20 protein-coding genes are annotated in these 19864 nt (G+C 74.2%); 7 read left to right on the top strand and 13 right to left on the bottom strand.

From position 1 onward, the window contains the following. Nucleotides 1-50: 50 nt before the first annotated feature. The 3 genes from HNR12_RS00625 to HNR12_RS00615 form a co-directional block, all read right to left on the bottom strand. Nucleotides 51-983 (bottom strand): LLM class F420-dependent oxidoreductase, encoded by a 933-nt coding sequence (locus tag HNR12_RS00625; protein WP_179765619.1) that lies wholly within the window; start codon nucleotides 981-983, stop codon nucleotides 51-53. Between the two features lie 68 nt (nucleotides 984-1051). Next, on the bottom strand, nucleotides 1052-1837 hold the full coding sequence (locus HNR12_RS00620; RefSeq protein ID WP_179765618.1) for a DNA alkylation repair protein: 786 nt from the start codon (nucleotides 1835-1837) through the stop codon (nucleotides 1052-1054). 29 nt (nucleotides 1838-1866) lie between these two features. After that, nucleotides 1867-3129: a class I SAM-dependent RNA methyltransferase gene (locus tag HNR12_RS00615; RefSeq protein WP_179765617.1), complete on the bottom strand. Its 1263-nt coding sequence runs from the start codon at nucleotides 3127-3129 to the stop codon at nucleotides 1867-1869. Nucleotides 3130-3437: 308 nt separating this feature from the next. On the opposite strand from HNR12_RS00615, the gene HNR12_RS00610 reads away from it, so the two are divergent. The 3 genes from HNR12_RS00610 (at nucleotide 3438) to HNR12_RS00600 (ending at nucleotide 5516) form a co-directional block, all read left to right on the top strand. Further along, entirely contained in the window at nucleotides 3438-4121 is a 684-nt protein-coding gene (locus HNR12_RS00610; RefSeq protein WP_179765616.1) for a potassium channel family protein, read from the top strand. Between the two features lies 1 nt (nucleotide 4122). Continuing rightward, on the top strand, nucleotides 4123-4806 hold the full coding sequence (locus HNR12_RS00605; RefSeq protein ID WP_179765615.1) for a potassium channel family protein: 684 nt from the start codon (nucleotides 4123-4125) through the stop codon (nucleotides 4804-4806). A gap of 65 nt (nucleotides 4807-4871) precedes the next feature. Beyond that, entirely contained in the window at nucleotides 4872-5516 is a 645-nt protein-coding gene (locus tag HNR12_RS00600; RefSeq protein ID WP_179765614.1) for a class I SAM-dependent DNA methyltransferase, read from the top strand. 56 nt (nucleotides 5517-5572) lie between these two features. Here HNR12_RS00600 and HNR12_RS00595 read toward each other — a convergent pair whose 3' ends face one another. After that, nucleotides 5573-6349 carry a DUF3159 domain-containing protein gene (locus tag HNR12_RS00595; RefSeq protein WP_179765613.1) on the bottom strand — a complete coding sequence of 259 codons (777 nt, stop codon included), beginning with the start codon at nucleotides 6347-6349 and terminating at the stop codon, nucleotides 5573-5575. Between the two features lie 186 nt (nucleotides 6350-6535). On the opposite strand from HNR12_RS00595, the gene HNR12_RS00590 reads away from it, so the two are divergent. After that, nucleotides 6536-6778: a hypothetical protein gene (locus HNR12_RS00590; RefSeq protein ID WP_179765612.1), complete on the top strand. Its 243-nt coding sequence runs from the start codon at nucleotides 6536-6538 to the stop codon at nucleotides 6776-6778. Nucleotides 6779-7125: 347 nt separating this feature from the next. After that, nucleotides 7126-8214 (top strand): serpin family protein, encoded by a 1089-nt coding sequence (locus tag HNR12_RS00585; protein ID WP_179765611.1) that lies wholly within the window; start codon nucleotides 7126-7128, stop codon nucleotides 8212-8214. 69 nt (nucleotides 8215-8283) lie between these two features. Here HNR12_RS00585 and HNR12_RS00580 read toward each other — a convergent pair whose 3' ends face one another. The 4 genes from HNR12_RS00580 to valS form a co-directional block, all read right to left on the bottom strand. Further along, complete coding sequence (locus tag HNR12_RS00580) at nucleotides 8284-8862, bottom strand: GNAT family N-acetyltransferase (RefSeq protein WP_179765610.1); 579 nt, start codon at nucleotides 8860-8862, stop codon at nucleotides 8284-8286. A 29-nt stretch (nucleotides 8863-8891) separates the two neighbouring features. Next, nucleotides 8892-9722 carry a DUF3710 domain-containing protein gene (locus HNR12_RS00575; protein ID WP_179765609.1) on the bottom strand — a complete coding sequence of 277 codons (831 nt, stop codon included), beginning with the start codon at nucleotides 9720-9722 and terminating at the stop codon, nucleotides 8892-8894. 56 nt (nucleotides 9723-9778) lie between these two features. Next, on the bottom strand, nucleotides 9779-10255 hold the full coding sequence (gene dut, locus HNR12_RS00570; RefSeq protein ID WP_308118531.1) for a dUTP diphosphatase: 477 nt from the start codon (nucleotides 10253-10255) through the stop codon (nucleotides 9779-9781). 357 nt (nucleotides 10256-10612) lie between these two features. Further along, nucleotides 10613-13189 carry a valine--tRNA ligase gene (gene valS / locus HNR12_RS00565; protein ID WP_179765607.1) on the bottom strand — a complete coding sequence of 859 codons (2577 nt, stop codon included), beginning with the start codon at nucleotides 13187-13189 and terminating at the stop codon, nucleotides 10613-10615. A gap of 285 nt (nucleotides 13190-13474) precedes the next feature. On the opposite strand from valS, the gene HNR12_RS00560 reads away from it, so the two are divergent. Beyond that, entirely contained in the window at nucleotides 13475-13774 is a 300-nt protein-coding gene (locus HNR12_RS00560) for a DUF4235 domain-containing protein (protein WP_179765606.1), read from the top strand. 157 nt (nucleotides 13775-13931) lie between these two features. Here the strand turns inward: HNR12_RS00560 and HNR12_RS00555 are convergent, their stop codons facing one another. The 4 genes from HNR12_RS00555 to HNR12_RS00540 form a co-directional block, all read right to left on the bottom strand. Further along, nucleotides 13932-14888 (bottom strand): hypothetical protein, encoded by a 957-nt coding sequence (locus HNR12_RS00555; RefSeq protein WP_308118532.1) that lies wholly within the window; start codon nucleotides 14886-14888, stop codon nucleotides 13932-13934. 226 nt (nucleotides 14889-15114) lie between these two features. Further along, nucleotides 15115-15414, bottom strand: coding sequence for a DUF4193 domain-containing protein (locus tag HNR12_RS00550; RefSeq protein WP_179765605.1), 300 nt, complete (start codon nucleotides 15412-15414; stop codon nucleotides 15115-15117). A 461-nt stretch (nucleotides 15415-15875) separates the two neighbouring features. After that, nucleotides 15876-17171: a sensor histidine kinase gene (locus tag HNR12_RS00545; protein WP_179765604.1), complete on the bottom strand. Its 1296-nt coding sequence runs from the start codon at nucleotides 17169-17171 to the stop codon at nucleotides 15876-15878. Continuing rightward, complete coding sequence (locus HNR12_RS00540; protein ID WP_179765603.1) at nucleotides 17168-17821, bottom strand: response regulator transcription factor; 654 nt, start codon at nucleotides 17819-17821, stop codon at nucleotides 17168-17170. The genes HNR12_RS00545 and HNR12_RS00540 overlap by 4 nt, the downstream gene beginning before the upstream one ends. Before the next feature lie 799 nt (nucleotides 17822-18620). Between HNR12_RS00540 and HNR12_RS00535 the strand changes: the two genes are divergently transcribed. Then, the gene (locus HNR12_RS00535) at nucleotides 18621-18788 is read left to right on the top strand and encodes a hypothetical protein (protein WP_179765602.1); all 168 of its coding nucleotides are present in this window, start codon (nucleotides 18621-18623) and stop codon (nucleotides 18786-18788) included. A gap of 150 nt (nucleotides 18789-18938) precedes the next feature. On the opposite strand, the gene HNR12_RS00530 is transcribed toward HNR12_RS00535, so the two are convergent. Then, nucleotides 18939-19757 (bottom strand): inositol monophosphatase family protein, encoded by an 819-nt coding sequence (locus HNR12_RS00530; RefSeq protein ID WP_179765601.1) that lies wholly within the window; start codon nucleotides 19755-19757, stop codon nucleotides 18939-18941. Nucleotides 19758-19864: the final 107 nt, after the last annotated feature.

Raw genomic sequence — 19864 nt, 5'->3', positions numbered from 1 at the left:
GCGCCGCCCCGGCACCCCGTGGTCCGGCGGGGCGTCCGGGGCGGCGGACGCTACTGGAGCTGCCGGTAGACCTGCGCGGCCAGCAGCTCCAGGTGGTCCAGGTCGGACAGGTCGAGCACCTGCAGGTACAGGCGCTCGGCCCCCAGCTCCTTGAAGCGGCCGATCTTCTCGACGATCTCGGCCGGGCTGCCGGCCAGGCCGTTGCGGCGCAGCTCCTCGGGCGCGCGCCCGATGGCCGCCGCCCGCCGGTTCACCTCGGCCTCGTCGCGGCCGCAGCAGACCACCTGCGCCGCGGAGTAGACCATCGGCTCGGTGCGCCCGGCGGCCTCCACGGCCGCGCGCACCCGCTCGAAGGCGGCACCGGTGTCCTCGGGCGAGTTGAACGGGACGTTGTACTCGTCGGCGTGCGCGGCGGCCAGCCGGGGCGTGCGGACCTTGCCGGTGCCGCCGATCAGCACCGGCGGACGCGGGGCCTGCTGCGGCTTGGGCAGCGCCGGGCTGTCGGTGAGGCGGTAGTGGCGGCCCTCGTAGCGGAAGGTCTCGCCGACCGGGGTGGCCCACAGGCCGGTGATGATGTCGAGCTGCTCCTCGTAGCGCTCGAACCGCTCGCGGCCCGAGGTGGGGAACGGGATGCCGTAGGCGGTGTGCTCGTCCTCGAACCAGCCGGCGCCGAACCCGAACTCCACCCGGCCGCCGCTCATGCGGTCGACCTGGGCGACGGCGATGGCCAGCGGGCCGGGGTGGCGGAAGGTCGCGGCGGTCATGAGCGTGCCCAGCCGGATGCGGGAGGTCTCGCGCGCGAGCCCGGCGAGCGTCACCCAGGCGTCGGTGGGCCCGGGCAGCCCGTCGACGTCGCCCATCTTCAGGTAGTGGTCGGAGCGGAAAAAGGCGTCGAAGCCAAGGTCCTCGGCGGCCTTGGCAACCGCCAACTGGGTCTCGTAGGTGGCACCCTGCTGCGGTTCGATGAAGATCCTCAAGCGCATGGCCCCATTGTCGTACCGTTGGCCCCGCGGGGGAAAACGCGACCCACAGGCCCCGTGGCCCACTTCGGTCACACCCGGCCCGACACGCCCGCCCGGCCGCCGCGCGGGTTCAGGGCCGCGTGCGCGCTCAGCAGGCCGGCCCGCTGATCGTCGGGCAGGCGGCGCGCCGCCTCGCGCAGGGTGAGGCCGGAGAGGCGGTCCAGGCGCGGCGCGAGCCAGTCGGCCACCGTGCCGGGGTGGTGCTTGGTGCCCTCGCGCAGCACCCAGCCGATGGCCTTGCGCACGAAGAAGCGGGTGTCGCCGAGCAGGGGGTCGGCGGCCTCGGCGAAGACGGGGAACCACCGCGCGAAGTCGGCCTCGCGGCGCACGGGCAGCAGGAAGGACAGCAGGCCGCCGCGGCGCACCCACTGCGCGTCGTCGGCGGCCCACCGCAGCGCGTCGGCCGCGACCTCGGGACGGCGCAGCAGCAGCCGCCCGGCCACGAACGGTGCCAGCAGGTCCACGTGCGCCCAGGTCGCGCACTCGCGCAGCAGCCGCTCCAGCAGGGCCGTGTCGGCCGGCTCCAGCCGGTCGGCGCAGCCCTCCAGCAGCAGCAGGGCCAGGGAGCGCTCCTCGTGCACCGGCCGCGCCCACAGCTCCTCGGCGGTCCGCACGGCCTGGTCGCGGCTGAGCCCGGGATGCGCGCGCAGCACCGCCTTCACCAGGGCGCGCATGGCCGGCAGCGGAACGCCGACGTGCTCCAGCCCGCTCCTGAGGTAGCGCTTCTCGGTCTCGGCCCGCCCGGGCACCGCGCCCTCGCGCAGCCGCGCCCGCATGTCCGCGGCAAGGGCGGCGGGGTCCGCGGGGGGCGCCATGGCCGCTGCCTTCCGGTCCACCGGGGCGGTCAGTCCTGCTCGGTGCGCTCCAGCACCGCCAGGCACTCCACGTGGTGGGTCATGGGGAAGGAGTCGAAGCCGCGCACGTCGACGAGGTCGTAGCCCTCCTCCACGAAGGCCGCGAGGTCGCGGGCCAGGGTGGCGGGGTCGCAGGAGACGTAGGCCACCCGGCGGTTGCGGAGTTCGGCCAGCTGGCGGGCGACCAGGGTGCCCGCGCCGGTGCGGGGCGGGTCGATGACGGCGACGTCCACGCGCATGTCGACCCACTCGCGCAGCCGCTGGCCCACGTCGCCCTGCTCCACGCGCGCCCACGGGAGGTCGCGGAGGTTGTGGGCGGCGTCGCGCACCGCGTCGGGGTCGCCCTCGACACCCAGCACGCGGCCCTCGGCGCCGACCGCCTCGGCCAGCGCGGCGGTGAACAGCCCCGCGCCGCAGTACAGGTCCAGCGCGGTCTCGCCCGGCTTGGGCGCCAGCGCCTCCAGCACGGCCTCGGTGAGCACGCGGGCCGCCGCGGGGTGCACCTGCCAGAACCCGCCGGCGCTGACGCGGAACTCCCGATCGCCCACGCGCTCGCGCACCGCCCGGCGCCCGCGCACCTGCTGCACGCGGCCGTTGCGGAAGCGGCGCAGCACCGCCGCCGACGCCTTGGGCGCGGGCAGCGGCGGCAGCTTGGCGCCGGTGGGGGTGACGATCAGCGCGGTGTCCTTGGTGGAGCCCGAGGCGACCGCCTCGACCTCGCGCACCTGGGGCCACTCCAGGTCGGTGACCCCCAGCCGGTCGACCTCGGGGTGGGCGATCAGGCAGCGGTCCACCGGCTCGATCTCGTGGGAGCGGTGGCGGCGCAGGCCCGAGCGGCCCTCGGAGTCGACGGCGAAGCGCACGCGGGTGCGCCAGCCCAGGCCGTCAGGCGTGCCCGGCAGCTCCTCGACGCGCACCTCGCGGGTGATCCCGGCGATGCGGCGCAGCTGCTCGGAGACCACCTCGCCCTTGATGCGGCGCTGGGCCTCCAGGGAGGCGTGCTGCCAGTCGCAGCCGCCGCAGCGGCCCGGACCGGCGAAGGGGCAGGGCGCCTCGACCCGGTCGGGGGAGGGCTCCAGCACCTCGACGGCGTCGGCGCGCAGGAAGCGCTTGGTCTCCTCGGTGACCCGCACCCGCACCAGCTCGCCGGGCAGCGTGTGCCGGACGAAGACGACGCGGTCGTTGTGGCGGCCCACACACCAGCCGCCGTGGGCGACGTTGTCGACCCGGAGTTGGATTTCGGTGCCCACCATGCCCGGCGCGCGACGGGTTTTCGGGCTCGGCGCAGGACTCAATGCAGACGACCTCCGGCAGACGGGAACATTCGGGCTTTGCGTGGGTGACCCTCCGCGTACAGCCACCGCCCATCTCCTCGCCACTCTAGCCGAGCCCGCGGACCGGAATCGGCGCTGCACCGGCCCGGTCCGGCCGCCCGGCGGCGGCCGGCGGCGGCCGGTGCGGGCGCGCCCCGCTCCCCCGCGCGTGCGCGATGGGTATACCGTCGCCGGGGGCGCGCCCGCGGGCGGCCCCGCGGGAAGAGACCGGCAGGAGCGGGTGAGCTGTGCACATCGTGATCTTGGGCTGCGGGCGGGTGGGCTCCACGCTCGCCCACCGGCTGGAGGACATGGGCCATTCGGTCGCGGTGATCGACCAGTCGCCCGAGGCGTTCCGCCGGCTGCGCCCGGCCACCGCCAAGGCCGCCGTCCACGGCGCCGGCCAGGACCGCGACGTGCTCATCGCGGCGGGCATCGAGTCGGCGTCGGCGTTCGCGGCGGTCAGCAGCGGCGACAACTCCAACATCATCACCGCCCGCGTGGCGCGCGAGACCTTCGGCGTGCGCAACGTCGTGGCCCGCATCTACGACCCCCGGCGCGCGGCCGTCTACCAGCGGCTGGGGATCCCCACCGTCGGCACGGTGCACTGGACCGCCGACACCGTGCTGCGGCGGCTGATGCCGGGTGCGGCCGGCCTCGACCTGGGGCCGCTGTGGCGCGACCCCTCGGGCACCCTGGTGATGACCGAGGCGCCGCTGACCCCGGCCTGGATCGGCCGGCGCGTGGAGCAGCTGGAGGCCGCGCTGCCGCTGCGGGTGGCCTACCTGGTGCGCGCCGACCGCATCATGCTGCCGCGCGGCGACGACACGCTGCACGCGGGCGACGTCCTGCACGTGCTGGCGCGTGCCGAGGAGATCGACCGGATCCAGGCCCGCCTCGCCGAGGCGGCCGACGAGCGGCAGGGAGGCTAGGATGCGCGTCGCGATCGCGGGGGCGGGCGGCGTGGGCCGCTCCATCGCCGCCGAGCTGAGCGGCAGCGGGCACGAGGTGCTGCTGATCGACCGCGACACCCGCGCCATCGGCGTGGACGAGCTGCCGCGGGTGGAGTGGCTGCTGGCCGACGCCTGCGAGCTGGCCTCCCTGGAGGACGCCCGGCTCAGCGACTTCGACGCCGTGGTGGCCGCCAGCGGCGACGACAAGGTCAACCTGGTGGTGTCGCTGCTGGCCAAGACCGAGTTCGGGGTGGGCCGGGTCATCGCGCGGATCAACGACCCCCGCAACGAGTGGCTGTTCACCGAGAGCTGGGGCGTGGACATGGCGGTCTCGCCGCCGCGGCTGATCGCCGCACTGGTGGACGCGCCCGACACCGACGTCGAGGACGAACTGGCGGCCGAGGCGTCGGGCGGGGTCTCGCTGCCCGAGACCGACCTGCTGGAGTTCACCCTGCCCGACGACACCCCCCACGACGGGCGGCTCGTCGCGGAGTTCACCGCCGTCCTGCCCGAGGGCGTGGTGCTGGTGGCCGTGGTCCGCGCCGGCCGGGCGCACCCGCCGGAGGCGGCGATGCCGCTGCGCGGCGGCGACGGGCTGGTGTTCCTGGGCAGCGCGGACGCCGTCGAGGAGCTGGGCGTGCTGCTGGCGCCCGAGCCGGGGTAGCGCCCGCCCCGCATCCGGGGGGGGCGGTCACCGGTCCGCGCGCCGAGGCCCTAGGGTCCTGGCCTGTGACCGAATCCTCCACACCCGCCCACCTCAAGACGACCGCCGACGCCTACGGCGCCGTGGCCGACCTCTACGCCGAACTCGCCCGCGACGCGTTCGACGACTTCCCGCTGGACCGCGCGGTGCTCGCCGCGTTCGCCGAGCACGTGCGCACGGCCGGCGCCGGGACCGTGGCCGAACTGGGGTGCGGCCCCGGCCAGACGACCGCGCACCTGCGGGACCTCGGCCTGGACGTGTTCGGCGTCGACCTGTCGCCGGCCATGATCGACCTGGCCCGCAGGGCCTATCCGGACCTGCGGTTCGAGGTCGGCTCCATGGACGCCCTGGAGCTGGCCGACGGCGCGCTGGCCGGGGTGGTGTCCTGGTACTCCGTCATCCACACGCCTCCGGCGGAGCTGCCCCGCTACTTCGCCGAGTTCGCCCGGGTCCTCGCGCCGGGCGGGCACCTCGTGGTGGCGTTCTTCGAGGCCGAGGACGGCCCCCTCACGGAGTTCGACCACAAGGTGACGACGGCCTACCGGTGGCCCATCGACGAGATGGCGGGGCTGGCGCGCGCTGCCGGGTTCAGCGAGATCGGCCGGATGCTGCGGGAGCCGCACGAGGGCGAGCGGTTCCGCCGGGGCCACCTGCTGATGCGCAGGGGCTGAGGCCGGTTGCGCGACCGCCCGCGCGCAGGGCGCGCCGGGCGGCCGCGGCGGCCGCGCTACTCGGCGGTGCGCGGCCGCGCGGCGGCCTCGGTGCCGGCGGCCTCGTCGGCCATGGGCGTGCGGCCGCGCGCCAGCAGCCAGACCATCGCCGCGAGGGCGGCCACCTGGAGCGGCCAGCCCATGGCGATCTTGGCGATGCCCAGGAAGGCGAAGGTGTTGGCGACGCCGTAGCTCTCGGCCGCCCACAGCGGCAGCTGCACCGCCACGCGCACCACGCAGGGCAGCACCAGCAGCCAGGTCAGCCGGGAGCTGAGCCGCACCACGGCGGGGTTGTCGCGCCATCCGGTGGGGTCGCCGGTGACCGCGCCGATCAGCAGGCCGATCGCCGGCCAGCGGATGAGGACGGTGAGTGTGAGCACCGCCGCGTAGACGGCGTTGTAGATGATGCCGGGCAGGGCGAAGTCCTCGGCGTCGCCGCTGCGCAGCGCGAAGACGGCCGCGATGCCGATACCGAACAGGCTGTTGACCACGAACTGCACCGACGTGCGCTGGATGAGCCGGATGACGGCCAGGACGACCGCCACGCCGACACTCAGGACCAGGGACAGCCGGAGTTCCTGGCTGGCCATGTAGGCGACGGTGAAGGTGAGCGTGGGGATGGCCGCCTCGACCATGCCGCGCTTGCCGCCGAGTGCCTTGGACAGCTGGGCTCGGACGACCGCCTCGACCGTCTGCTCGGAGACGGGCTGGGCGGCTGTCTCGTGGGTCGCCGCGGAGTCGGGTCGGGCGCCGGAAACCTCCGCGGTTTCGGCGGCGCGCTGGTGGTCGGTCATGAGGCTCCAGATTCCGGCGTCGGCTACGCCTTCCACCCTAGGTCACGGCGGCGCGGCCGAGCGCGATTCAACCATGGCCGACCCGGGCGTTTCCGGTCGGCCGCCTTTCCCTACTGCTTCCCCGATCCGCCCGTCCGATACGCGCACTACCCCGCGCCGGCGGCCCAGCCCGTGGTCAGCGCGTCCATGACGAGGCCGATCAGCGGCCGGACCCCGCGCCACCTGGAGTCAGCCGACGACAACGCCTTCCCCGGCGACCCGGCCAAGCTCGCCGCCGCGATCTGCGACACCACCCGCGACCCGAACCCGCCCCTGCGCCTGGCCCTCGGCCCCGGCACCTACAGCGCGATCCACGCCGCCCGCACCGACCGCCTCACCGCGCTCCAAGCCCAGAGGGACCTCGCCGAATCCGTCGCCTTCACACACTGATCCGCCCACCCCAGGCCGCCGCCCCGACCAACCCACCAAGGTCCGCGATTGACAGAGATCTGAAAACACAAACCCGACAAGAGCGCCATAACGCCCCCTGTACGCAGTCGTCGTCGCAGTTCCGGGAGCCCGGCCCCGTGACGCCCCGGGCTCCCGATCTCGGCCACGGTTACCGCCGCCGCGACGTCGAGCACCCGCCACCGAACCGGCAATCCCCCACCCCACTCGCCCCCGTCCCCCGGTCACCGCCCACCCGCCACGAGAATGGGCGATTGGCGCCCGGCCACTCGGCCCCCGGGCGGTTAGGCTGGCCCCAGTGCCGACCTCGTCCGCTGGGAGTGTCCGCGATGCCCGTTGCCCTTCGGTCCGACCAGGTGGAGTTCGCGACACGGCTCACCCCCGCCCTCGGCGCCGGCGGCGAGTTGGCGTGGTCACCGCTGTCGGTGGCCGGCGCCCTGGGGCTCCTGGCCACCGGCGCGCGCGGGCGCACCCGGCAGGAGTTGGCGGCCCTGCTCGGCCCCGACCTCGACACCCATCTGGCAGCGCTGGACGACGCCGTCACCGGCGCCCCCGAACTCGCCACCCTGACGAGCCTGTGGGTGCGCGACGACCTCCCGGTGCGCCCGGAGTTCACGGCTGCGGTCAAGGCGCGGCCCAACGCCGCCGTCCGCACGGCCGACTTCGCCGCCGACCCCGAAGGGGTACGGCGCGCGGCCAACGCCGAGGTCTCCGAGGTCACGCGCGGGCTCATCGCGGAGCTGCTGCGATCCGGCGACGTCAACAGCGCGACGCGCGCCCTGCTCGTCAACGCGCTGTGGGTGCGGGTGCGCTGGTCCAAGCCGTTCGACCCCGCCGACACCGCCCCGCACGACTTCCGCAGCCCCTCCGGCACCCGGCGGGTGCCGATGATGCGCGGCCGCGAGCGCCGCCCCTACGCCCGTGCGGCCGGCTGGCGGATGGTGACCGTGGCGGCCGCCGACGACCTTGCGCTGGACGTGCTGCTGCCCGAGGACGAGTCCGACCGCGGCGTGCCCACCACCAAGGCGCTGCACGCCCTGTACCGTGCGGCGGCGCCCACCGACGTCGACCTGGCCCTCCCCCGCTTCGAGGTGCGCACCCGCGCGGCGCTCTCCGGCCCGCTGCGCGCCTGCGGCGCCGCCACCGTCTTCACCGACGACGCCGACCTGTCGGGGGTGTCGGAGCACCCGCTGCGCGTGGACGAGGCCGTCCACGAGGCCGTGCTCCGGGTGGACGAGAAGGGCGCCGTGGGCGCGGCCGCCACCGCCGTGGTGATGCGCACCGTCGCGGCGATGCCGAGCAAGCCGGTGCGCTTCGTGGTCGACCGCCCCTTCGCCTTCATCCTGCGCCGCCGAGGCGGTCTGCTGTTCCTGGGCACGGTCACCGCCCCCACCGACCCCGGCCGGGCCGCGGACTGACCCCCGCCCCGCGCCCCCACGCCCGTGCCGCGCCCCGCCGTACTCCCCGCCACCGCTCCGGCGGCCGGCTCAGGCGTCCGCGGGCGGTTCGTCCAGGCGGTCGAACGGGGCCGCGTAGGCGAAGGTGCCCCGCGCCGCCGCCGGGTCGTAGGCGCTGAGGGTGCGGACCTGGAAGTACTCTCCCCAGGCGGGATCGGGTGCGGCGATGCCGTAGTGCGACGCGGGCCGGAAGCCGAACCGGCGGTAGAACGCGGGTTCTCCCAGCAGCGCCACGAACGGGGCGCCCAGCGCGTCGGCCGCGCCCAGGGCGGCGTGCATGAGGGCCGACCCCACTCCCCTGCCCTGGTGCTCGGGCGCGACGCTGAGCGGCCCCAGGCCCAGAGCCCGGGTCTCGCCCACCCGGCCCCGGCTGCACAGCACATGGCCGATCACGGTGCCCTGGCCGCGCGTCTCGTCGACGTCGTCGTCGGACACCGCCACCAGCGACAGCTCGGGGACCCAGTCGGGGTCCTCGCGGAGCCGGCCGATCAGGGTCACCTCGACGGGCTCGCGCCCCGCCTGCGCACCGGCCGCGTGGGCGGCGAAGGCGGCGGCGGTGACGGCGCGCACGGCGGGGACGTCGGTCGGGGACTCCCGGCGGACGATCACGGGCTGACCTCGGTTCTCTCTCGGTTGTCTCAATTCGGTCTGTTCTCGCTGCCGTCTGCGTCGGACCCGGCGCCGGCCGAGCCCGCCGGTCCCGCACCGTCGGCCTGCACGCCCGTGCCCGGGACCGCCGGCGCGGTGCCCGCCTGCGGCGCACCCGGGCCGGCGTCCTGCTGGTCGTTGCGCACGGCGCCCGGCGGGATCACGATGGGCAGCAGTTCGCGCGGCGGCATCGGGGTCTCGCCGCGCACCACCACGATCTTCTGGAACAGCTCCTCGACACCGGCCATGGCCTCCGGCTTGACCGCGCCCTCGCCCCGGATCACACCGAACAGCACCCAGCGCGGGCCGTCCACGCCGATGTAGCGTACGCGCTCGCCGAGCTGGCGGCCCTGGTCGTCCTTCTTCCCGGCGACCGGGATCACCGCGCGCAACTCCGGGCCGAAGGTGCCGTCGAAGTCCTCGACCTTGCCGCCCTGCGCGGTGACCTGGCTGCGCAGCTCCTCGCGCATCTCCTCCCACACGCCGCTGGACTTGGGCGCGGAGAAGGGCTGGAGCTGGAGGGCGGTGCGCTGGGTGTGCAGGGTCACGCCGATGGGGCGGCCGCCGCGCGCGGAGTTGACCTGGATGCCGGTGCCCGGAACGACCGGCACCCGCAGCGCGCCCAGGTCCATGCGCTGGGCCTCCGGAGCGTCCTCGGAGGCGTCCCAGGGCCCCAGCGCGCGGTAGCGGTCGGCCTCCTTGGCGGGCTCCGGGGGAGCCGACGCCGAGGTGTCCTCGGCGCTGGGGCCGATCACCCGCTCGGCCTCCCGGGCCCGTGCGGAGCGCGCGGTCTCCTTCTTCTTGCCTCGGCGTCCGAACACGCCCTACACCCTTCCCGCTCGGTGGTCCCGGGTCGCCCCGGGTGTGCTGGTCTTGGTCACCGCGCCGCGTGGCCGCCCGTGGAGCCGAACCCGCCCGTGCCCCGCACGGACTCCGGCAGGGTGTCGACCTCGCGGAACCGGGCCCGCTCGACCCGCTGGACGACGAGCTGGGCGATGCGGTCGCCACGGGAGAGCTTGACCGGGGTGGCCGTGTCGGTGTTGATCAGGGTCACCCGGATCTCGCCCCGGTATCCGGCGTCGACGGTGCCGGGCGCGTTGACGAGTGTGAGTCCGCAGCGGGCCGCCAGCCCCGATCGCGGGTGGACGAACGCGGCGTAGCCCTCGGGCAGCGCGATGGAGATCCCGGTTCCGACCACGGCCCGCTGCCCGGGTTCGAGGACGACGTCCTCGGTGGTGACCAGGTCGGCGCCGGCGTCGCCGGGGTGCGCGTAGACCGGCAGGGGGATCTCGGGGTCGAGCCGGCGGATGAGGATGTCGAGGTCGTCTCCGCCGGTGTGGGATTCGCTACTCACACCTAGCGAGCTTAGCGCGGTCCACCGGCTCTGATCGACGCGCGCGGGCCGCACGCCCCGGGTGCCGCGCCGACGCCTGGGCCGCCCCCGTGCCCGGCCCGCCCGCCCCCGCATCCGACCCGCCTACCCGGCCCGCACACCAGCGCACACACCGCCCCAGGCCCGACGGCCCACACCCGCCCGCGGCCCACCCAAGGACACAGGCGCGGGCGCGGCGCCTCGGCGGGGCGCGGTGCGGCTGCCCCGCCGGGGGCCGGACCTTCCTTCAGGCCGGGCCCGCCGGGGGGTGCACCGATTGGACGCCGCCCCCTGCTCGGCGGTCTACGCGTCCCGCTCGCCCTGCTCCGCGTGCCCGCCCTACTCCGCCTGCTCGGCGGGGAGGCTGACCTCGACCTGGAGGTCGAGGTCGTCGGCGTCCTCGAAGTCGATCCGGGTGGCGCGCCCGGCGGCGGCGAGGTCGTCGGCGGCCAGCCGCACCTGCGGGACGTGCTTGCCCCGGACGGCCACGCGCTCGACCTCGACCCGCATGGACAGCTTGGCCTCGGACTTGGCCTTGCGGACCATCCGCAGGACCTCGGAGGCGGCGGCCAGCACGGCGGGGTCGCCGTCGCGGGCGGCGGCGCGGAACTCGTCGGTGTCGGGCCAGGAGGCGGCGTGCACCGAGCCGTCGTGCCACCAGCTCCAGACCTCGTCGGCGACAAAGGGCAGGAACGGGGCGAACAGCCGCTGCAGGGCCGAGAGCGCGATCAGCAGCGCCGCGCGCGCTGAGGTGGCCGCAGGCGAGGCGGAGTCGTAGGCGCGGGCCTTGACCAGTTCCAGGTAGTCGTCGCAGAACTCCCAGAAGAAGCGTTCGACGCGCTCCAGGGCCCGGGTGTGGTCGTAGTTGTCGAAGGCGGCGGTGGCGTCCTCGACGACGTCGGCGAGCGCGGCCAGCATGGAGCGGTCCAGCGGCTCGGTGACGGCGGCGGGGTCGGCCGGGGTGTCCTGCCCGGCGACCGACAGCGCGAACTTTCCGGCGTTGAGGATCTTGATGGCCAGGCGCCGCCCGACCTTCATCTGGCCTTCGTCCAGCGCGGTGTCGGTGCCCAGCCGACCGCTGGCCGCCCAGTAGCGGATGGCGTCGGAGCTGTACTTCTCCAGCAGGTCGATGGGCGTGACGACGTTGCCCTTGGACTTGGACATCTTCTTGCGGTCGGGGTCGAGGATCCACCCCGAGATCGCGGCGCTGCTCCAGGGCAGGGTGCCGTTCTCGAAGTGGGCGCGCACGACCGTGGCGAACAGCCAGGTGCGGATGATGTCCTGGCCCTGGGGCCGGAGGTCCATCGGGAAGACGCGCTCGAAGAGGTCGGGGTCGCGCTCCCAGCCGGCGGCGATCTGCGGCGACAGCGACGAGGTGGCCCAGGTGTCCATGACGTCGGGGTCGCCGATGAACCCGCCGGGGCGGCCGCGCTGGTCCTCGGTGTAGCCGTCGGGGACGTCGGAGCTGGGGTCGACCGGCAGCCGGGACTCCTCGGGCAGCAGCGGGGAGTCGTAGAGCGGGTTGCCGTCGGAGTCGAGCGGATACCACACCGGGAAGGGCACGCCGAAGTAGCGCTGGCGGCTGATGAGCCAGTCGCCGTTGAGCCCGGCGACCCAGTGCTCGTAGCGCGAGCGCATGTGGTCGGGGTACCAGTTGAGTTCGCGCCCGCGCTCCAGCAGGGCCTCGCGCGTGGCGGCGTCGCGGCCGCCGTTGCGGATGTACCACTGGCGGGTGGTGACGATCTCCAGCGGCTTGTCGCCCTTTTCGTAGAACTTCACCGGGTGGGTGATGGGCGCCGGCTCGGCGAGGAGGTCGCCGGACTCCCGCAGCATCTCGACCATGCGCTCGCGCGCGGTGTGCACGGTGGCCCCGGCCAGGCGGGCGTAGGACTCGGCGCCCCCGGCGGCGGCCACCGCCTCGGGCGGGTCGGCGACGATGCGGCCGTCCCAGCCGATGACCGGGCGGGTGGGCAACTGGAGTTCGCGCCACCAGGTGACGTCGGTGGTGTCGCCGAAGGTGCAGATCATGGCGATGCCGGAGCCCTTGTCGGGGTCGGCCAGGCGGTGCGCCACGACCGGGACCTCGACGCCGAAGACCGGGGTGCGCACGGTCTGGCCGAACAGCGGCTGGTAGCGGGGGTCGTCGGGGTGGGCGACCAGCGCGACGCAGGCCGGCAGCAACTCGGGCCGGGTGGTCTCGATGACGACGGGGTCGGCGCCGTCGCGGTGGAAGGCGAGCTTGTGGTAGGCGCTGGGGCGTTCGCGGTCCTCCAGCTCGGCCTGGGCCACGGCGGTGCGGAAGGTGACGTCCCACAGCGTGGGGGCCTCGGCCATGTAGGCCTCGCCGCGCGCGAGGTTGCGCAGGAACGCGCGCTGGGAGGCGGCGCGGGAGGCGGTGTCGATGGTGGCGTAGGTGTGGCGCCAGTCGACGCTGAGGCCCAGGCGGCGCCAGATGCTCTCGAAGACCTTCTCGTCCTCGGCGGTGAGGCGGTCGCACAGCTCGATGAAGTTGCGCCGGGAGATGGGCACCTGGCGCTTGGGGTCGGGCTTGGCCGGCGGCGAGAAGTCGGGGTCGTAGGCGACGGTGGGGTCGCAGCGGACGCCGTAGTAGTTCTGCACGCGGCGCTCGGTGGGCAGGCCGTTGTCGTCCCAGCCCATGGGGTAGAACACGGCCTTGCCGCGCATGCGCTGGAAGCGGGCGACGGTGTCGGTGTGGGTGTAGGAGAAGACGTGCCCGATGTGCAGCGAGCCCGAGACGGTCGGCGGCGGGGTGTCGATCGAGAAGGTCTCGGCGCGGGAGGCGGTGCGGTCGTAGTGGTAGACGCCGGACTCGTCCCATACCTGGACCCATTTCGCCTCGATACCGTCGAGCGAGGGCTTGTCGGGAACGCGGAAGGAACGAGAGCGGTTGGTCATAGGCCCAATGGTATTGGTTTGCCGGTCCTGGTCGCTCCGTTTTCCACAGCCCGCCGGACCTGCGCGCGGACCGCTCCGCGCGCCGGCGGCGCCCGCTTGCCGGTGGGCCGACGCGCGGACCGCCCCCACGGGCGGCGGGCGCGCGGCATGGCAGTATTTCCAGTGTTTCGGCCGGCCACCGCCCGGCCGGACGGCGTCTCCCGCGGGTCCGTTGAGTCCTCGGAGGCGCCTCCCCGGGCGGAGGGGCCGACCGTCCTCCATTGGGAAGGGACACGTTTCGTAGAGATGGCTAAGAGCAAAGAGGGCCAGGGGCACCTCGCGGCGCAGATCGTCGGCGGCGTCACGGCGCTGGCGGCGGCCTACGTCGCGCGCAAGGTGCTGACGTTCGCCTGGACGCAGGCCACCGGCAAGGCTCCGCCCACGGAGCCGGAGTCGCCCGACGTCACGCTCGGCGAGGCGCTGGGCTGGGCCGTGGTGACCGGTATCGGCATGGAGGTCACCCGCGTGCTCGCGGTGCGGGCCGCCTACCGGCAGTTCTTCGACGCCGGCGATCAGACCGGTGTCGTGGGCATCGACATCGACTGACCCCGCGGGGCCGGCCCGAGGCGAGCCGGCGCGGCGCCCGCCGGGCGCCGCGCCGTCCCCCGCCCGCCCCGCCGCGCGTTCCCTCGGCGAAGCCCGGGAGCCCGTGCGCCCAGGCGAGGACGCGTTCTACGAAGGCTCGCTCTCGGAGGCCAGACGCCTAGGGCGCCTTGGGCAGCGCGCGCGTTCCCCGGCCGCCCGGCTCCACGGTTCCAGCGCCGGGCTTCGCGGCGCCCGGCAGCGCCCGCTTGCGCAGGTCGGCGCGCACCGACTTGCCCAGCGCGTGGGTGGCCGCCCGGTTGAGGGTGCCGCCGGCCAGGGCGCCGGTGAGGTAGGGCCCCAGGGTGGTGAGATGGCGCCCCAGGAGGCGCAGCAGCCGCTTGCGCAGCGCGGCCTTGGCCGCGGCGCCCAGCGTGACCGACAGCGACTCCCCGGCCTTGGTGGGGTCGATGCCGCGCTTGCGCGCCCAGGCGGCGAGGTAGCCGGAGGTGCGCTGCAGGCCGGAGCCGGGCGCGGGGGACTCGTAGACCTCGTGCAGCTCGGCGATGAGCTTGACCTCGATCGCGGCGACGACGAGGGTCTCGGCGACGAGTTGGGCGGGCGCGGTCAGCAGCAGGGGCGGTGCGGTGAACTGCACGGCGGCCAGCGCGCCGCCGGCCGCGCCCACCGTGGTGGTGGCGTTGGCGGCGTTGCGCACCAGGGCCTCGGCGAGGTCCTCGCCCTCCAGGCCCTTGTGGTGGCGGACCAGGGTTGCGCGGTCGCGCACGGGGATGCGCGGGGCGATCTCGTTGGCGAACAGGTCGGTGACCCACTTGCCGGTGGCCACGCCGCTGCTGCGGGCGGCGCGGGCGCTTCCGGCCAGCGCGCGGGCCAGCCGGCCGATCAGGCCGGCGCGGCGTTTGGGGTCGGCGCCCTCCTCGCCGAGGATCCGCCCCACCAGGGCGCCGACCTCGGCGTCCGAGGCGGGTTCGAGGTCGGTCCCGGGCCCCTCGGCGGCGCCGGGCTCCCCTGCCGGGCCGCCGGCCTCCGGTGCCGGGCTACCTGGCCCCTGTGCCGGGCCGCCGGGTTCCTCGGCGGGATCGCCGCCGGCGCGGTCCACGGGCGTATCGTCGGACACCTGTTACCCCCAAATCCCAGCTTTTTCCCAGCATTTGGCAAAGCCTGCGGCGTCTGCCGCCTTCCACGCTAAGGGATGTCCGGAAATCAATGGGCCGCCCGGGGGCCATAAGCGGCCGCTAAAGCACGATGCGCCCCCGCAAGGGGACGCATCCGGTGCCGCTCACATGCCGCGGCTGCACGGCCGGGCGAGGCAGTCGAGCCAATGGAGGGAGGAAGCCCCCCGTTCAGGCGGCGCACTCCTTGCAGACGAACTGCCCATTGTGCTCTTCGGCGAGCTGGCTGCGGTGGTGCACCAGGAAGCACCGGCCGCAGGTGAACTCGTCGGCCTGCCGCGGCAGCACCCGAACGGCCAACTCCTCTCCGGAGAGGTCCGCGCCGGGAAGCTCCATGCCCTCGGCGACCTCGTCGGGGTCGACATCGATGGTGCTCGTGCCCTTGTCGACGCGACGGGCCTGCAGTTCCTGCAGGCTGTCCTCGTTGATGTCCTCGTCGGTCTTACGCGGGCTGTCGTAATCGGTGGCCATTCTGCCTACTCCATCCCCCTCGTTCTATGCCTCGTCGCGCGCTACCAACGCTTCAGAGACTCGTTTTGTGCCCGAACCTGCCAGAAATTTCCGCCGGCGTAAGTGGACTATGACCCCTCCCGGGTGCAGCCCTGCACCGCACAGGCTCCGGACTCACCGCGCGTCATCGCGCGGGTTCCGCCCGTTCTCATGTGCTACCCAACGCCTGAAGGATTCCGACCTATTTCCTCGTCTTTCCTCGCATCGGTCGAGCGCGGGTACTCCCCGAGTCGCAAGGTCAGAACAGACACGCGCGCGCCGGGGTTTATTCCCGCCGCGTTCACGCCCGGGAGAGCATACCCACCTTCGGAAGCGGCTCGGACCCGGGGGCGCCGTGTCGTGAGACACGTATAGATATCACGGACGCGCCGCGCCCCGCAGCTTCTCCGCCGAGGGCACCGCGCACCGCCGATCCGCGGGCCTCAGCGGCCCGCCGCGGCGGACTCCCGCCGGGCGTGGGGAAAGCGCACGGTGACCACCAGGCCGCCCCCCGCGCGGGGCCAGGCGCTGACCGTGCCGCCGTGGGCGCGCACGACCGAGCGGACGATGGACAGCCCCAGGCCGGCGCTGCGGCCCGAGCGGACGCGGTCGCCCGAGGCGCGGCGGAACGGCTCGAACAGGCCCTCGATCTCGTAGCCGGGCACCACCGGGCCGGAGTTCTCCACCTGCACCGCCGGGGAGTCCTCGTAGATGCCCGAGCGCACGGTGATCTCGCCGTCGGCGACGTTGTAGCGCAGGGCGTTCTCGACCAGGTTGGCCACCAGGCGCTCCAGGAGCACGGGATCGCCCGTGACGGGCGCGGCGCGCAGGTCGGTGCGTACCGACAGGCCCGACTTCTCGACGTCCTCGGAGAGCTGGCTGAGGACCGTCTCGGCGACCTCGCCGAGGTCGACCTGGGTGCGCACGTCGAGTTCGCGGTCGCTCTTGGCCAGGAACAGCAGGCCGTCGATGAGCCGCTCGTGGCGGGCGTTGGTCTCCAGCAGGGTGCGGCCCACGGTCTTGAGGTCGGCGGAGGCCTCGGGGTCGCTCAGGGCGACCTCCAGGAGGGTGCGGTTGATGGCCAGCGGCGTGCGCAGCTCGTGGGAGGCGTTGGCCACGAACCGGCGCTGGCCGTCGAAGGCGCGGTCCAGGCGCTCCAGCATGCCGTCGAAGGTGTCGGCCAGTTCGCGGATCTCGTCGTCGGGGCCGCCCAGGGCGATGCGCTCGTGCAGGGAGCGCTCGGAGAGCCGGCGCGCGATCCGGGTGATCTTGTGCAGGGGCGAGAGCGCCCGCCCCGCCACGAAGTAGCCCAGGCCCACTGCCAGCAGGCCGACGATCACCAGCGCGATCACCGAGAAGCGGGTGACCTCGGCCAGCACCGTCTCGATATAGGTGTTCTTGATGTTCTCCAGCGCGGTGGGGTCGTCGTAGTAGGGGGAGTCGGGCGAGACCGTGAAGGTGAGGTTGTCCAGCAGCCCGGCGACGATGATGTAGTTCAGCAGCACCAGGAACGAGCCCGCCGCGAAGAACAGCATCCCGTAGATGAGGGTGAGGCGGGCGCGCAGGCTGATGTTGTCGGTGAAGCGGTGCACGCCGCCCGAGACCGGGCCGCCCGCCTTGTCGGAGGGGGTCGGCTGCGCCGACGACAGCCGCCGCCACGTGCCGGTGTCGCCCGGCGGAGTGGGCGCGACCTCGCCCGGCGAGACGGCGGGGGCAGCCTCGCCGTCCTGCGGGGTCAAATCCGGTACCCCGCCCCGGGGACCGTCTGGATGACCGGCGGCTCCCCGAGCTTCTTGCGCAGGGTCATCACGGTGACCCGCACGACGTTGGTGAACGGGTCGGCGTTCTCGTCCCACGCCTTCTCCAGCAGTCCCTCGGCGCTGACGACGGTGCCGTTGGCGCGCATCAGCACCTCCAGCACGGCGAACTCCTTGGGGGTCAGGGAGACCGTGCGGCCGTCGCGCTGGACGGTGTGGTTGGCGGGGTCGAGTTCGATGCCGTTGCGGCGCAGCACGGGCGGAAGCGGCGGGACGGCCCGGCGGCCCAGGGCGCGCACGCGGGCGATGAGCTCGGCGAAGGCGAAGGGCTTGGTGATGTAGTCGTCGGCGCCCAGGGTGAGGCCCTCGACCTTGTCCTCCAGCTCGCCGGAGGCGGTGAGCATCAGGATGCGGCCGGTGTAGCTCTGCTCGACCAGGGTGCGGGCGACGTCGTCGCCGTGGACACCGGGGAGGTCGCGGTCCAGGACGATGACGTCGTAGTCGTTGACCCCGACGTGCTCCAGGGCGCTGTCGCCGTCGTAGACGACGTCGACGGCCATGGATTCGCGGCGGAGTCCGACGGCCACGGTGTCGGCCAGGACCTGCTCGTCTTCGACCACGAGTACGCGCACTGTGTCTTCGTCGTCCTTCGTCGTTTCGCGACCCGGGTGGGCCGCTGCCGGCGCATCCCCCAACACACCGGCAGCGGCGCTTAGAACCCCCGGCTGCACCATCCGTTATCGCACCCGCTGAATAAGGATGAGGTAAGCCATCGCGGCGTGGGTGCCGCCATGGATTTCCGCCCCGCCGCGGAAATCCGCGGAGGGCGGGTCCTCACCCGGGTCCGCCGGCCGGAGCGGCCGGAGGCGGGTGCGCGGCAACCTGGGTAGCCGCTGGGGAGGCCGCGCGGGACCGGGATTCCGGTGCCCGAAGGGCTCCCCCTGTGCGCGGGTGTCGCTGCCGGCGTATCCCCCAACCGCCGGCAGCGACGTTCACCCCGCACATTTCGAATCTGACACATCAAGAATAAGAAACAAGTAAGCCCTGGCGCCGTTCGCCGGATGTGGTGTAGAGCACCGTGGGTTTTCCTCTCCGCGCCGGTGCGGCGGGCCGCCGCGCGATACCCGCGAGGTCGCGCAGGGCCGCGCCGGCGCCCCTCCAGTGTCCCACGCGCACCCGCCCCCGCGGCGGCGCGCACACCGGCTCCCGATCACGGCTCGGTCACGTCCCACCTGCGGTGGTTTGGGAGCAGGACCCTCCTGGGTATGGCCACCACCCGCGGGTCGCGTGGGTCACGACGCCGCGGTCTTCCCGTCATCCGCCACGCCGGTGTGGCGCTTCATGACGTCCGTCCGGGCACCTCGGGTGCCCACCGCATTCGCAGCAACCGCAGTCATTCGCAGCATCGACGCGAAGAAAAAGTGAGGTGAAATGGGCGAGTTCCGCGCGGAGATCAAGGGCCGCATCATGGAGATCCGCCAGTCGCTTCAAGCGGCGCAGGCCGCCGGAGACGAGTACCTCGCCGACGTCCACATGTCGGAGCTTGAGGACCTGCACCGCATCGCCGCACGCAACGGGGTCGACACCGGCTGCGTCTGAGCGCACCGGGGCCCTGACCCGCCCCGGATCCCGGCCTCCCGGCGCACGGGCCGCATCCGCGCCCGCCCGCGTCCCGGCCCGGGGCACCACCACCCCTGTCAACCGGCGGCGCCCGGCACCCGCCAGCGCGGGTGCCGGGCGCCGCCGTTCTCAGCCCCCCTCGGGGCCGTCGGTGTCGGCGCCCAGGCCGGCCAGCAGGTCGTGCAGCTCCTCGAACAGCCCCGGCGGGGCCGCGATGGTGAGGTCGGGGTTGGGCGGGGCACCGTGCAGCCCGCCCACGCGCGCGCCCGCCTCCTGGGCGATGAGCGCGGCCGCGCCCCAGTCCCAGGGGTTGAGCCCGCGCTCGTAGTAGGCGTTGGTGCGTCCGCGCGCCACGCCGCACAGGTCCACCGCCGCCGATCCCCCGCGGCGGATGTCGCGCACGCGCGGCAGCACGGTCCGCAGCACCTCGGCCTGCTGGGCCCGCCGCCGGGCGGAGTAGCCGAACCCGGTGGCCACCAGGGCCATGTCCAGCGGCACCGGCGGGGCCACGGCCAATCGCTCGCCGTTGCAGTAGGCGCCGCCGCCCAGCGTGGCGGTGTAGAGGTCGCCGCGCACGGGTGCGGCCACCACGCCGGCCACGGTCCGGCCCTCGGCCTCCACGGCGATGCACACCGCCCAGTCCTCTCGGCCGTAGAGGTAGTTGACGGTGCCGTCGATGGGGTCGACGATCCAGCGCACGCCCGAGCTCCCGGTCTCGTCGGCGCCCTCCTCCCCCAGCACCGAGTCGTCGGGGCGCCGGGCCAGCACCCGCTCGCGGATCAGCTCCTCGACGGCGCGGTCCATCTCGGTCACCACGTCGGTGGGCGTGGACTTGGTGTCGAGCACGTCGATCCCGGCCTGGCCCTCGGCGGCGACGCGCCCGGCCTCGCGGGCGATGTCGACGGCGATGGCCAGCAGCGCGGACCGGTCCTCGGCGGACGTGGACATGAATCCCCCCGTTGGCTTGGCGGTGGGGCGCCCCCGCCGTGTCCGGCGGGGCGGCCCCGGACACCGAGCGATGGTATCGGCCCGGCCCGCGGCGCCGCCGGGGCGGT

The sequence above is a fragment of the Streptomonospora nanhaiensis genome (assembly GCF_013410565.1).
Classification (GTDB): domain Bacteria; phylum Actinomycetota; class Actinomycetes; order Streptosporangiales; family Streptosporangiaceae; genus Streptomonospora; species Streptomonospora nanhaiensis.
This window is presented reverse-complemented; position numbering and strand designations above follow the sequence as displayed.